Source organism: Ruegeria sp. HKCCA5763 (assembly GCF_013034545.1).
GTDB lineage: Bacteria > Pseudomonadota > Alphaproteobacteria > Rhodobacterales > Rhodobacteraceae > Ruegeria.
On record NZ_WQGF01000006.1, the window covers coordinates 197,539 to 210,322 of the forward strand.

13 protein-coding genes are annotated in these 12,784 nt (G+C 57.9%); 3 read left to right on the forward strand and 10 right to left on the reverse strand.

The window, feature by feature from the left end:
- Positions 1 to 1,011 (forward strand): iron ABC transporter permease, encoded by a 1,011-nt coding sequence (locus GOV89_RS12390; RefSeq protein ID WP_171176935.1) that lies wholly within the window; start codon positions 1 to 3, stop codon positions 1,009 to 1,011.
- A gap of 2 nt (positions 1,012 to 1,013) precedes the next feature.
- Here GOV89_RS12390 and GOV89_RS12395 read toward each other — a convergent pair whose 3' ends face one another.
- On the reverse strand, positions 1,014 to 1,904 hold the full coding sequence (locus tag GOV89_RS12395) for a LysR family transcriptional regulator (protein WP_171238309.1): 891 nt from the start codon (positions 1,902 to 1,904) through the stop codon (positions 1,014 to 1,016).
- Between the two features lie 115 nt (positions 1,905 to 2,019).
- Between GOV89_RS12395 and GOV89_RS12400 the strand changes: the two genes are divergently transcribed.
- Positions 2,020 to 3,570 (forward strand): proton-conducting transporter membrane subunit, encoded by a 1,551-nt coding sequence (locus tag GOV89_RS12400; RefSeq protein WP_171176931.1) that lies wholly within the window; start codon positions 2,020 to 2,022, stop codon positions 3,568 to 3,570.
- A gap of 14 nt (positions 3,571 to 3,584) precedes the next feature.
- Positions 3,585 to 5,996 carry a YbcC family protein gene (locus GOV89_RS12405; RefSeq protein ID WP_171176929.1) on the forward strand — a complete coding sequence of 804 codons (2,412 nt, stop codon included), beginning with the start codon at positions 3,585 to 3,587 and terminating at the stop codon, positions 5,994 to 5,996.
- Positions 5,997 to 6,253: 257 nt separating this feature from the next.
- On the opposite strand, the gene GOV89_RS22855 is transcribed toward GOV89_RS12405, so the two are convergent.
- From GOV89_RS22855 to GOV89_RS12445, 9 genes are all read right to left on the reverse strand, one after another.
- The gene (locus tag GOV89_RS22855) at positions 6,254 to 6,520 is read right to left on the reverse strand and encodes an inositol monophosphatase (protein WP_371732288.1); all 267 of its coding nucleotides are present in this window, start codon (positions 6,518 to 6,520) and stop codon (positions 6,254 to 6,256) included.
- Complete coding sequence (locus GOV89_RS22860) at positions 6,472 to 6,789, reverse strand: inositol monophosphatase family protein (protein WP_253284441.1); 318 nt, start codon at positions 6,787 to 6,789, stop codon at positions 6,472 to 6,474. Before GOV89_RS22860 ends, GOV89_RS22855 begins: the two co-directional genes overlap by 49 nt.
- A 355-nt stretch (positions 6,790 to 7,144) precedes the next feature.
- Positions 7,145 to 7,900 (reverse strand): methyltransferase domain-containing protein, encoded by a 756-nt coding sequence (locus GOV89_RS12415; protein ID WP_171176927.1) that lies wholly within the window; start codon positions 7,898 to 7,900, stop codon positions 7,145 to 7,147.
- Positions 7,897 to 8,517, reverse strand: a complete 621-nt coding sequence (locus tag GOV89_RS12420) for a pimeloyl-ACP methyl esterase BioG family protein (protein ID WP_171176925.1) — start codon at positions 8,515 to 8,517, stop codon at positions 7,897 to 7,899. Before GOV89_RS12420 ends, GOV89_RS12415 begins: the two co-directional genes overlap by 4 nt.
- Positions 8,514 to 9,800: an adenosylmethionine--8-amino-7-oxononanoate transaminase gene (gene bioA / locus GOV89_RS12425; protein ID WP_171176923.1), complete on the reverse strand. Its 1,287-nt coding sequence runs from the start codon at positions 9,798 to 9,800 to the stop codon at positions 8,514 to 8,516. The genes GOV89_RS12420 and bioA overlap by 4 nt, the downstream gene beginning before the upstream one ends.
- Positions 9,797 to 10,417, reverse strand: a complete 621-nt coding sequence (gene bioD / locus GOV89_RS12430; protein WP_171176921.1) for a dethiobiotin synthase — start codon at positions 10,415 to 10,417, stop codon at positions 9,797 to 9,799. Before bioD ends, bioA begins: the two co-directional genes overlap by 4 nt.
- Positions 10,414 to 11,547, reverse strand: a complete 1,134-nt coding sequence (locus GOV89_RS12435) for an 8-amino-7-oxononanoate synthase (RefSeq protein WP_171176919.1) — start codon at positions 11,545 to 11,547, stop codon at positions 10,414 to 10,416. The genes bioD and GOV89_RS12435 overlap by 4 nt, the downstream gene beginning before the upstream one ends.
- On the reverse strand, positions 11,544 to 12,524 hold the full coding sequence (gene bioB, locus GOV89_RS12440; RefSeq protein WP_171238310.1) for a biotin synthase BioB: 981 nt from the start codon (positions 12,522 to 12,524) through the stop codon (positions 11,544 to 11,546). Before bioB ends, GOV89_RS12435 begins: the two co-directional genes overlap by 4 nt.
- A 5-nt stretch (positions 12,525 to 12,529) precedes the next feature.
- The gene (locus GOV89_RS12445; RefSeq protein WP_171176914.1) at positions 12,530 to 12,685 is read right to left on the reverse strand and encodes a hypothetical protein; all 156 of its coding nucleotides are present in this window, start codon (positions 12,683 to 12,685) and stop codon (positions 12,530 to 12,532) included.
- Positions 12,686 to 12,784: the final 99 nt, after the last annotated feature.

Here is a 12,784-nt window from a genome sequence, read left to right on the forward strand (position 1 = left end):
ATGGTCCATTTGGGCCGATCGATCTTGCTGGGGGCGGTCATTCTGACCGCCCTTTTGCTGCTGTCTACGATCTATGGCACAACCTCGATCCCAATGGCCGAGGTCTTTACCGCCATTGGCTTGGGGACCGGCCTGACAGAAGGTGAAATGTCCCCGGTGCATCGGATCGTTTTCGACCTTCGCCTCCCCCGAGCCTTGTTCGCCGCTGTGATCGGCGCAGGGCTGGGCGTAGTTGGCGTGGTTTTGCAAACAACCACGCGCAACGATCTGGCCGATCCGTTCCTTTTTGGCCTGTCCTCGGGGGCGGCGGCTGGGGCCGTTCTTGTCATAACGGTCACTGGCGATGTGCTGGGGGTCTGGACCCTGCCTTTGGCGGCGTTTTGCGGGGGGCTAATAGCCTCTGGCATTGTTCTGGCTCTGGTTCAGGGTTTGCGCACAAGTGCGCCGGAAAAGCTGATCCTGGCCGGTTTGGCTGTGTCTTTCCTGTTTTCCGCGATTACAAATTATTTGATTTTTTCCGGCGACAGTCGTGCGGCGCATTCGGTTATCTTCTGGATGCTGGGCGGATTGGGTCTTGCCCGATGGCAGACCTTTCCACTGGTCCTGACCGGGCTTGCCCTGATCCTAAGCTACGCGCTTTATCGCAGTCGCTGGCTGGATGCCCTTTTGACCGGAGATTTCACTGCGTCGTCACTGGGAATTCCCGTCCAGGGTCTTCGATTCCGAATGTTCTTTGTGGCTGCGTTGGCTACGGCCAGTTTTGTGTCCGTGGCTGGTGTCATCGGATTTGTTGGGCTGATGGTGCCTCATATTGCGCGCGGCATTGCTGGTACGCTGCACCGAAACCTGCTGATTACCTCGGCCATCGTAGGGGCGATTCTGCTGACGCTGTCGGATATTCTGTCCCGCCTGCTCTTGGCCCCACAGGAACTGCCCGTGGGTATCGTGACAACGTCTATCGGGTCTCTTTTTGTTTTCCTGTACCTGTTCAAATCCGCGCGTGGTGACTGACCTCAGAGACCGTCCTGCGTGTCCGATCCATGCGACAAGAGCTCTTGCACCAAAGGGTTCGGGAACCGGCGTTTGAACGTGATCGCGTGGAAGTTTTCCTTGATTTTCGGGTGCTCTTGCGCCTCGACCAGACGACCCGAAATCAACTCATCCTGAACAACGATCGGAGCCACCAGAGCCAGCCCGATATCCTCCCGTGCAAGCAGCCGCATCATCGCCATGTCGTCCACCTCGGCTGCCACCTGAGGGCGCACCGACATGCGGCTGGCCATGGCATCAAAAGCCGTGCGGACACTGTTGTTCGTTGTGGGCAGGATGAAGGGTTGTTCTTCCAATAGATCCCTTATTGAACGTGTCGGTTTCAGACGATCGGGGGTTCCGACGATGCTCACCGGTTGTTCGGCCAAATGATGAGTGACAAAGCTGGTCAAACTGTCGCTTGCGGGTTCGTGGTTCATCAAGACCAGGTCGAAATTCAGCGTTTCGAGCCCCTCCAGCAACTCGCTTGGGCTACCGGACCTTAAAATAACCTCGACGTCTGCGCGCGCCAAAATGGGCCGCAAAAAACGAATCTGAAAGTTGCGAGAAAGGGTGGACTGTGCCCCAACCCTAAGAGCTTGCCGCGTATTCCCCGCGTCCTGCAAGGTTGCCACAAGTTCCTGACCTGTCGCAAAAATCGCATCGGCGTGGTCCAGAGCGATATGTCCGGCTTCGGTGAGATGCAGCTTGCGGCCCCGGCGTTCAAACAGCGGATGACCAAGCCGGTCTTCCAGTTCTTTTATCTGCACCGACAAGGCCGATTGAGAAAGATTCAAACGCTGCGCCGTGCGGGTCAAGTTCCCGTCATGAGCGACGGCCCAGAAGTAGCGCAGGTGATGATAGTTGAGCGGCATATCGTTCTATTTATATGAACGAAACACATCAAACAATGTATTTTTCTTATGTTGCACTGCGAAATATGTCGAACGGAACAAGTCGAGTCAGTATCGAACGTCAAGGGACACACGCATGAGTTACCTGCTTCTACCCCTCCTAAGTCCAATGATCTTGTTGGGATCTGCATATTACTGCAGCCGACATCCGGGGATGCGTCCGGGCAATTTGCCGAAAGTCGCAGAATGGGCGGCCCTGGCGGCATTTGGCGTGTCTGCCTTGGCGGTCATGCTGCTAATTGCAAAAGGGTCCGGGACCTCGACGATGATCGGCTTTTGGGGAGTGGGCCTTTCGGTCCGGTTGGATGCTGTAAGCGCCACAATGTTGATTCTGGTCAGTTTCATTGGCTGGATCGTATTGCGGTACTCTGCAACATACATGGACGGAGAACCAAGGCAGGGTGCCTTTAGCGGTTGGATGTCTGTCGCGCTGGCCGCCGTTCTTTTGTTGGTGATGTCCGGCAACATCGTCCAACTGCTGGTCGCCTGGATTGCAACAAGCCTGGCACTGCATCAACTGCTGCTGTTCTACCCCGAACGTACCACGGCACAACGCGCAGCGCGCAAAAAGGCTGTTGTGGCGCGAATCAGCGAAGTTGCGCTTGGTCTGGCCGTTGCCTTGCTGATCATCGGCTACGGCACCACCGACATCGCTACGATCCTGTCAGAAGCACAGCCGACAGTAACCACAATTGTCGCCGCCCTGTTCATCGCACTGGCGGCCGTACTGGCTTCGGCCCAGTTCCCGGTCCATGGGTGGCTGACCGAGGTGATGGAAGCACCAACCCCGGTCTCGGCCCTGTTGCATGCGGGCGTGATCAATGCGGGCGGGTTTCTATTGATCCGCTTTGCGGATGTGATGCTGGTGGCTCCTGGAATTATGGCCTTGTTGGTCATGCTGGGCGGTTTCACCGCGCTGTTCGGAGGCTTGGTCATGCTGACGCAGCCCGCGGTCAAGACATCCCTGGCGTGGTCAACAATTGCCCAGATGGCGTTCATGATCATGCAGTGCGGTCTTGCCCTGTTCCCGCTGGCGCTGCTGCACATTGTGGCGCATTCGCTCTACAAGGCCCACGCCTTCCTGAGCGCGGGTGAAGCTGTGCGCAACGTGGCCGCCATTCGCCGTCCGGGGCCGGTGGCAGTACCAAGTGCCCGCAATGTATTGCTGGCCTTTGCAACCGGCATTCTGATCTATGGTGCGGTGGCTTCGGTGTTCGGAATCGACGGGAAATCTGTTCAGGCCATTGCCTTGGGTGTGATCCTGATCTTTGGCGTCGCCTACCTGCTGGCGCAAGGCTTTGCGGATGCAGCGCCCGGTGCGCTGACCCGGCGCACTGTCATCTATGCGGGTGCAACATCGGTTAGCTACTTCGTTCTGCAAATCGCTGCGCAGAATCTAACGGCGGGCACCCTGCCGCCTACGCCTGCTGCAGGACCGCTGGAATGGGCTTTGATCGTTCTTGCGCTCATCAGTTTTGGCGCCGTGGCGCTGGCCCAATCGACCTTCCCGCTCTGGGCCTCGCATCCGGCGGCGGCGGGAATGCGGGTGCATTTGTCCAATGGACTTTATGCCAACGCAATCTTTGATCGGCTGCTGGACGGGTGGTCCACGCGCCGGACTGTGTGAAAAGGGGATCAGATATGTATATGAAACACGAAAGCTATCCTGCTCCGCTTTTGGAACTAGTCGCGATTGCTAATGACGCTGTGCGTCAGATCCCTCCTCTGTTTCCGCTGTCTGCGAATGTCGCTGTGAACCCCTTTTTGGGTCAGACAGGGGATACCCTCGCTGTAACGGCCGCACGTCTTGGCCGTGTTGCCGGTGTGCGCATCACCCCTGACAGGCGCATTATGGCCGAGAAGTTGAACTCGGGTGAGATGACCGAAGGGGATCTGCTTGAGGCGATTTCGCATGTAGAAAGTCGCTTTGATCCTCCGGGGCTTGAAGAAGTCACAGCCGCTTTGACGGATGATGCCGCACCTCTTGCCCCGTTTCCGACGGTGGCGGAATTGGCCGCAGATGTGTCTGGCATCGACTGGCCCGGTTTAATCGAAGAACGTATCGGAGCTTGGGCTGCCAGCCATTTTGACGAAGGCCAGGCCCTTTGGCAGCCCAGCCGTGCCGGCGGTGCGTTCAGTGCATGGCGGGAGTTCGCATCGCGCGACCTGACACCTGAGATCAATGGGTTGAAAGGCTTTGGCGCATTTGTGGCGGCCACCAACCGTTCGCAATGGCGCGCCATCGGGCGGGCCTCGGAAACGCTGGGCGTGACGCCTGACGCGGCTGGAACAACATTTCATCGTTGGCTAGTCACGCTTGGCGGTTGGGCGCAATACGCGCGCTATTTGTTGTGGAAGGCCGAGCTTCAGGGTCAGACCGACACAACAACGGCGGAGTTGCTGGCCATTCGGATGGTATTTGAAGAGGCCCTGTTCCACCAATACCGTGATCAGATTTCGGCGCGTTGGCTGGAAACCGTCGCAATGCACGAGACCCCGATCACTCCGTCCCGTGACATGGTGATTGATGCCATTCTGCAGGATGCTGCGGAACGGGCTCAACAGCGCAAGCTGGGTCAGGTTTTGGCTAGTCGTCAGCCACGGGCGACCGAGGGCCGCCCACTGGTGCAGGCTGCGTTCTGTATCGATGTCCGGTCCGAAGTTTTTCGCCGGGCGTTGGAAGCACAGGACTCGGGTATCGAAACCATCGGCTTTGCCGGGTTCTTCGGGTTGGCCAGCGCACATAAATGCGCGGGATCAGACGTGACCGAACTGCGGGGTCCGGTTCTGCTGAACCCCAATGTTAAGTCCAAAGCAGCAGAAGACACACTGTCCGACCTGGATCGTCGCTATACGGCCCGTGCCAAAAGGGCGTGGGGGCGGTTCAAGCTGGCCGCTGTTTCATCCTTTGCCTTTGTCGAGGCGACTGGTCCGATATACGCTGGTAAATTGTTGCGGGATTCGCTGGCTGCGAGTGGTAGTGGGAGCAAGTTTGACCCTGCGCCTAAACTGGACCCTTTAATGGATCTGGTCACGCGCATCGATACCGCCAAAGCCATTCTGGGCGCGATGTCTCTGACAGATAATTTCGCGCGCATCGTGATGCTGGCGGGACATGGGGCGGACGTCACCAATAACCCCCATGAAAGCGCGTTGCAATGCGGTGCCTGCGGCGGTCACGCGGGGGATGTAAGCGCCCGGCTACTTGCCAGCCTGCTGAACGACAACCAAGTACGGGACGGACTGCGGGACAAAGGGATCGACATCCCCACTGACACGCTGTTTCTGCCAGCGCTGCACAATACCACGACAGATGGCGTTACTCTGTTTGATCAGGATCACCCCGCGGGATTGTGGGCGCCGCAGATCGCTCAGCTGAAAACCTGGTTGGCAGAAGCCGGACGCCTCTCACGTACCGAGCGTGCGGCCCGGCTGCCTCGGGCCCATGGGGGCGACGATATCGCCCATCGCGCCAAGGATTGGGCAGAGCTTCGACCCGAATGGGGTTTGGCAGGGTGCCGCGCCTTTATCGCAGCGCCGCGAAGCCGGACTGACGGGACCGGTTTGGCCGGGCAGTCCTTCCTTCACAGCTATGACTGGCGCTCGGATGATGGGTTTGGCGTGCTAGAGTTGATCATGACCGCCCCGGTTGTCGTGGCCAGCTGGATCAGCTTGCAATACTATGGTTCGACTGTCGCGCCGGGGTTATTCGGTGGGGGCAACAAGTTGCTCCACAACGTAGTCGGCGGGATTGGTGTTGTTGAAGGGAACGGCGGCGCTTTGCGTCCGGGGCTGCCCTGGCAATCAGTTCATGATGGCGAGGCGTTCCAACACGACCCTCTGCGTCTGTCTGTGGTGATCGAAGCCCCACGTGAGGCCATGAACGCCATTCTCAAGCGCCACGCCAATGTCAAAGCGCTCTTTGACAACCGCTGGCTTCACCTGATCGCGATGGACGAAAAGGGTGATCTGGCATGGCGTTACACGGGTGATCTGGAATGGAGCCCAATTGCCAAGACGACTGGTTATGAACAGGCCATAGCAGCCGAATGACCAAGACCATGAAGCCAAGGCCCGGCGCATTCTGCCGGGCCTCTATCCGTGTATCAACGCCAGTAGTTTAGCACGTAATTCCGGCGTCGCCGCAGAAGCGACCGTGCATCAGACTTCAGTTTCAAAGCCCTACGCTGCCAATCGGTCTTCACACCACCGGCTGCCGCAACAAATGGCGTGACTGCCAGAAATGCTTAGGGTTGCAGATCAAAATCCACCACAGCATCCACATGCACCGCAGCCAACAGCGCATAAGGTTAACAGTCAGAGGTAAACCGACGGTTCTGCCAAGCCTGCATCAATCGGTCGAACAGGTTCGGATGATCGCGCTGAATCTTGTCATCTTTGTTCACAGACAGGATCGACTGATCCAAACGCGTTTGCTGCGGGGTCTGAATGGGCTGGCCATTCTTTGTGGCCCCCTCCCCCATGACACCCACAAATACCTCATCCAAGGCAGGCCTTCCAACCAACCCTAGCCTAGGCTGTCCCTCAACCGGATATGCACACAGGAAGCCAAACAACGGGTGCCGCCAACTGGATCAATGAACCACATATGCCGACCGTCTCCAGCCTCCTGCCCGTGTTCCTCACCAAAGATTCCATGCTCGGGGAAATGTCGTTTCAAGTAGGACCGAACCTCAGCTTCAACCGGCTTGTCGGCTTGCGTCACAGGGCGTTCATCCAGCTTGAGTTCAACACTCAGAGATCCACGAAGGAACCGCATCCCGTTCGTGGATCCAATATTCGCCATCTGAATGGAGTGTTCTTTAAGCGTATGTGTGACAACCATTTCAATACTTTAGGATGGAAGCACCTGTGAGATTTCAAAGACGGGTTTCATCAATTGCAGTAAGCATGCGCTGCAGCCGCACCCGGCGATTTGAAGTTCTGTCGGGCGGTGCCGTCAATGCCGAATCCAGCTTTAGGCTTCATGAACTGCAAGAAACCAATCTGGCGCGTATTGCTGCTCGGAATGCGCAGGTCCAGATCGTGGTAACTGACGGGAAAAGCCGGGTAAGTGCGCGCTGGTCACTCTGGATTCAGACAGACATATCAATCTGCTTTTTACGGACCCTCACCCGTCAAAGGGCATTTGCCAAATGTTGTTTGCAAACGAAATGGTTTGGTGGTCGCCGAATAGCCGCTTACTGCTTTTGGGCAATGATCCAAACCGGGTGATATGTCAAAGACACCCCGTCATCCGTCGCAAAGCTTCGTACATAGTCTTTCTCAAACCGGGCCAGAGTGGACTTGGTCCACGCCCCTTGCGCGCGACCGTTCACCCCGGTTCGGCGCAAGTATTTCAAAACGTCACGCGGAGTTTCGAAATATGATGGCCGGATGCGTTCCCCGGCGGTCAAAACCCGCATTGACCCCTCAATGGCCGCGACAAGGGCGTCTGCCCCGCAAAGGCCAGGCGCCTGGGCTGTTGATCCGATGCTTGTCAGTTCTTTGTATTGCTGAGGTCCAAATCCTGAAATGGCCAGCCAGCCACCGGGGGCCAATGCATCGACCGCCTGCTGTAGCAGCCCGGTCGGGTCGTCCATCCATTGGATCATCGAGGCTGAAGCGATCAGGTCGATCTGGCCGGGCCATTGCACCATACGCACGTCGCCTGCGATAAATACGGCCGCTTCGGCGTCTGCCGTTGCCTGGGCTTGCGGCGCGATGTCGTTCAGAACAAGGTCAGGCAGATCGAAATTTTGCCGCAACGTCCGGGTGAGATGCCCGGTGCCACACCCCATTTCGAATGCGGTGCGAAATTGCCCCGGTGCGCCCACACGGCGCAGTTCAGAAACCAGTTTATCAGCAACCCACGCCTGTTGGCTGGCTGTGTCGTGATAGGTGTCAAAGCTTCTGCTAAAGCTGCGTTGGACCTTATCTGCCGGTTGCGCCGTCATGACAGCCACTCCGCCCAATTTTGGCCTGACCCGAAGGGTACATGTGACCCTGCAACACGTTTGACCGAAGCTGAGGTCTCCGCCCAGGCAGCCTCTTGCGCCTTCGTTGGAATGATACGGTCCCGATCGGGTATCCACACCAGGTCAAACCCGGGATTCAGGGCCGATCCGCGACGGATCACTGCGTGAAGCTCTTGTTGCGCTGCTGCGAGGTCAAGCTCTGGTGCCTCAACAGACAACCCCGCGCGGCGGCAAAACTTGGAAAAACTGGAGGTCGTCAGCTGATCCGCCGTCGCCCGTATCATTTCGGGCGCAATCCCACGGTCCGGACAGGTCGGATGCAGGGTGCCACTGACGGCAACAAGCCGGTCGGGGCGAAACTGAGTATTAGCCAGCCAATGCGCGGCAGATGCCACGCCAAAGGAAAACGCGAGCATGTCGACACGGTCAAACCCTGTCAAATCAGGCAAGGGGTCATCAAGCTGGGTGTAGTCATCAACCAACAGAACAGACGCGCCACCGGATAGACCCAGGAACGGTGCAGCACCAAGCGCCCAACCCCCGAACACAAGGATCAGAATGCCGTCGCCTGATTGCTCCAGCCACCTGTGTTTCATCCCTGCCCCCCGGCCAGCGCGACCATTGCACTCGTGACCTGGCTGAGCTCGTCAGGAGAGATTACGTAAGGGGGCATGCAATAGATGTTGCGCGCAAAGGGGCGTAGCCACACTCCGGTCTTTGGGGCCAGCCGGTGGGCGACAGAAGGATCAACCGTATCCTTCATTTCGATAACGCCGATGGCACCAAGGACTCTGACATCCGCTACGCCAGGCAAAACGCGAGCTGGCTCCAGTTCGGTGCGCATCTGGGCCTCAATATCAGAAACCTGCCGTTCCCAGTTCCCCTCGGCCAGCAGACGAAGGCTTGCCGATCCCGCGACACAGGCCAGAGGGTTGGCCATGTAAGTCGGGCCGTGCATGAACACGCCTGCCTCACTGTTGCCGATGCCATAAGCCACCTGCTCGCTGGTAACCGTTGCCGCGAATGAGATATGTCCACCGGTCAGCGCTTTGCCCAAGCACAAAATATCAGGTTTGACGTCAGCGTGATCGATGGCGAACAGCTTACCGGTGCGGCCAAAGCCAGTTGCAATCTCATCAAAGATGATCAGCACATTGTGGGCATCGCACAAGGCACGTGCCGCGCGCAGCCATTGTGGGTGATAGAAATACATACCACCGGTGCCCTGAACCACAGGCTCAAGGATCAGGGCCGCCAGTTGGTCGCCTTTTTCGGCAAGCAAGCGCTCCAGCGGCTCCAGCCCGTTCTGTACCGAATCTGCGGGCCATTCGTCACCCAACCGCACGTGCGGGCGCGGCAGGAAGTGCTGGATCGACAAGGCTCCGCGGAACAACCCGTGCATACCGGTGACCGGGTCGCAGACGCTCATCGCCTTCCAGGTGTCGCCGTGATAACCGCCCCGAATAGTAGCGAACTCGAACTTGCCGCTGCGGCCATGTGCCATTTGGTACTGCACAGCCATCTTCATCGACACTTCGACCGAAACCGAACCGCTGTCACAGTAGAAAATGCGATCCAGCCCTTCGGGCAGCATGTCGATCATCCTGCGCCCCAGATCAATGGCTGGATGATGCGTCAGCCCCCCGAACATCACATGGGGCATCTTCTCCAATTGGTTCTGCATCGCAGATGTGATCTCAGGGTGTTTGTGACCGTGGATCGCACACCACCACGAGGACATGGCGTCGATCATCTTCACGCCGTCTTCCCGGTACAGATAAACGCCCTCGGCCCGGTCGATCAGGTGCATCGCGCCGGGATTGGCGACGTTGGTATAGGGGTGCCACAGGTGGCGGGCGTCAAACTCAAGCGGGGTCACAAGAACCTCCGAATGGTGACAACGTCAATTTCTGAGAAGGCATCTTTCAGGGTTTGCTGTGTCAGTTCGCTTAGAACCGGAAGGCGCCCAAGGTGACGGACATTGCTCATCTCTACGATGGTTTGTTCAACATCCGGCTCAGCCTCACCGACAAAGGCAACACCCACAACCTCACATCCAGCGCCACGCAAGGCCATCAGAGACAATGTGGTGTGGTTGATCGTTCCCAGCGCCGTGCGTGCGACCAGCACAACCGGGGCCTGCCACTGGGCAATCAGGTCCAGGTAATAGGACTGGCGGTTCAGCGGCACCATCAGGCCCCCTGCCCCCTCAACGACCAGCGGCCCGTCAACCTGCGGCACAGCAAGGCGCGACAGATCAATCTCAACACCCATGTCTTCGGCAGACAGATGGGGTGAGGCCGGCAGGTTCAGGCGATACGCCTCAGGCAAAACTTCCGCACCGGACAACAATCGGACGGTTTCTGTGTCCGTCGCATCTTCCAAACCCGACTGAACGGGTTTCCAATACCCTGCATTCAACGCTGCGGTCAGACCAGCGGAAAAAACGGTTTTTCCGACGCCCGTGTCGGTTCCGACGACAATCAACGCGCTCATGCGGCCTCCGATTGATGGCTGGCGATGGTGGCAAACAGCGCCGAGATATCCTCGTGGGTCACATTTCCGGTGATCGACACACGCAGTCTGGACGTTCCCTTGGGAACGGTGGGGGGGCGAATACCCCGGATGTCAAAGCCCTGTTGCTGCAAGGCAGAGGCCGTCGCCATCGTTCTGGCCTCGTCACCCAAAATAACCGGGATGATCTGGCTGGTCAGGGCCGAATCCGGCAGTCCTGTTTGCCGGGCCACGTGATGGGCATGACGCAGACGGTCATGTGCAGCAGCGACCAATTGAGCGTTGGTCGCCAATTCCCGCAAAGTTGCCCGTACCAAGGCAGCGTTCAAAGGCGAAGGCGCGGTTGCAAAGATAAAGGGCCGCGCGCGATTGATCAGCGTATCAATCATTACACGCGGACCACATATCAGACCGCCCGAAACGCCCAGACCCTTGCCGCAGGTATGGAGTGTCAGAACCTCCGCGCTCAGACCATGCGCCAGACCTTTGCCGTTCAGGCCAAAAACGCCAGTGGCGTGTGCTTCATCCACGATCAGTACGGCATCGGCCTCGCGCGCCAAGGAGGCAAGATCCTCCAGCGGTGCAAGATCGCCTTCCATGGAATACACGCTTTCCACTGCGATCCAGATGTGGCCCGATCCACCCGTCGACTGCCACTCGGCCAGAACCTTGCGTGCATCTTCTACGTCATTGTGGCGAAAGGCACGCAGATCCGCGCGGCTCGCACGCATCCCTTCATGGGCACTGGCATGGACCAGTGCGTCATAAAGCACCAGATCTCCGGCTGCTGGCAGGGTGGAAAAGATTGCTTGATTGGCCTGAAACCCTCCGCCCATGAAAAGCGCGGCTTCAGATCCAAAGAATGCGGCAGCTTCCTGTTCAAGCGCCTCGTGTTCGGGGTGATTACCCCGTAGCAGGCGCGAGCCACCAGAGCCAACCGGCACACCGCGCGCCAAGGCAGCCTTTGCGGCATCTTGCAACAGTTTTGACCCCGCCAAACCCAGATAATCGTTCGACGCAAAATCCAAACCCTGCGCAGGGATCAAAGCCCGGCGGCGGTGCCGGGCTTCAAGCGCATCAAGCATGGATTCCAGTCGATCGACTGCTTTCATTCGGCAGCTTCCGTGCGCTTGTGGTCTTCCGCCGTTTCAGCCTGAATGCCAAGTTTCGCAAACAGGATCGAGTCGGTGTCTTCCTCGGGGTTTTCCGCAGTCAAGAGCGTTTCGCCCACAAAGATCGAGTTGGCACCGGCGAAGAAGCACATCGCCTGCATCTCGTCGCTCATATCGCTGCGTCCGGCAGACAGGCGAACATAAGATTTGGGCATCAGAATACGGGCGGTTGCGATGATCCGCACAAAGTCGATAGGATCGATCGGCTCTGCATCGGCCAACGGCGTGTCAGCCTGCGGCATCAACATGTTGATTGGAACCGAATCCGGCGGAGGGGTCATGTTGGCCAGGGTCAGCAACATGTCGATACGGTCGCCGGTATGTTCGCCCATACCCAGTATACCGCCCGAGCAGACCTTGATACCGGCTTCCTGCACCCGGTTCATCGTATCGATCCGGTCCGAGAAAGTGCGGGTGGTGATCACTTCGGAGTAATAGCGCTCAGAGGTGTCGATGTTATGGTTGTAGTAATCCAACCCGGCGTCGCGCAGCTGGACGACCTGAGTGTCATCCAGCATGCCCAGTGTCATACAGGTTTCCATACCGATCGCTTTCACGCCTTCGACCATCGCAACTAGGGCAGGCATGTCACGCGGTTTGGGTTCGCGCCACGCAGCACCCATACAGAACCGAGTTGCGCCACCATCCTTGGCTTTCTTGGCTTCGGCCAGAACGCGCTGAACCTCGATCAGCTTGGACGCCGGAAGGGTTGATCCGTTGCGGGCCGATTGCGAGCAATAGGCGCAGTCCTCGGCGCACCCACCGGTCTTGATCGACAGGAGTTTTGACGTCTGGACCTTGTTGGGATCAAAGTTCTCGCGGTGCACGGTTTGCGCCCGAAACAGAAGATCCATCAACGGAAGATCATGAACAGCTTGCGCAGACTTTCGGGTCCAGCCGGAATGAGGGATGATCATTTTATCTATAAAACTTCCTGCAGCTTGCGTTGCCGCAGATTTATTATCGATAAAACTGAATTGCGCAACCGTGTTGGCGCAAACGAACCCAAATCAAGCGGAAATGCCGCGAGGTCCATGCTGGCAGTAGTGTCTTCCATCTCTTCGGCCAGCGTGGTCATTGGGCGGACATCTAGCCTTCCGAAAGACCTGAACGCACATGTGTTACATCGCGCAACGGACAAGCTGCTTTGGTGGAATGGCGTTAACCTTACGATTTG

What these genes read in the sequence shown, in the direction of transcription:
- GOV89_RS12390 (WP_171176935.1), top strand. Translation starts at nt 1, where the DNA reads ATGGTCCATTTGGGCCGATCGATCTTGCTGGGGGCGGTCATTCTGACC.
- GOV89_RS12395 (WP_171238309.1), bottom strand. Translation starts at nt 1,904, where the DNA reads ATGCCGCTCAACTATCATCACCTGCGCTACTTCTGGGCCGTCGCTCAT.
- GOV89_RS12400 (WP_171176931.1), top strand. Translation starts at nt 2,020, where the DNA reads ATGAGTTACCTGCTTCTACCCCTCCTAAGTCCAATGATCTTGTTGGGA.
- GOV89_RS12405 (WP_171176929.1), top strand. Translation starts at nt 3,585, where the DNA reads ATGTATATGAAACACGAAAGCTATCCTGCTCCGCTTTTGGAACTAGTC.
- GOV89_RS22860 (WP_253284441.1), bottom strand. Translation starts at nt 6,789, where the DNA reads ATGGTTGTCACACATACGCTTAAAGAACACTCCATTCAGATGGCGAAT.
- GOV89_RS12415 (WP_171176927.1), bottom strand. Translation starts at nt 7,900, where the DNA reads ATGACGGCGCAACCGGCAGATAAGGTCCAACGCAGCTTTAGCAGAAGC.
- GOV89_RS12420 (WP_171176925.1), bottom strand. Translation starts at nt 8,517, where the DNA reads ATGAAACACAGGTGGCTGGAGCAATCAGGCGACGGCATTCTGATCCTT.
- bioD (WP_171176921.1), bottom strand. Translation starts at nt 10,417, where the DNA reads ATGAGCGCGTTGATTGTCGTCGGAACCGACACGGGCGTCGGAAAAACC.
- GOV89_RS12435 (WP_171176919.1), bottom strand. Translation starts at nt 11,547, where the DNA reads ATGAAAGCAGTCGATCGACTGGAATCCATGCTTGATGCGCTTGAAGCC.
- bioB (WP_171238310.1), bottom strand. Translation starts at nt 12,524, where the DNA reads ATGATCATCCCTCATTCCGGCTGGACCCGAAAGTCTGCGCAAGCTGTT.
- GOV89_RS12445 (WP_171176914.1), bottom strand. Translation starts at nt 12,685, where the DNA reads ATGACCACGCTGGCCGAAGAGATGGAAGACACTACTGCCAGCATGGAC.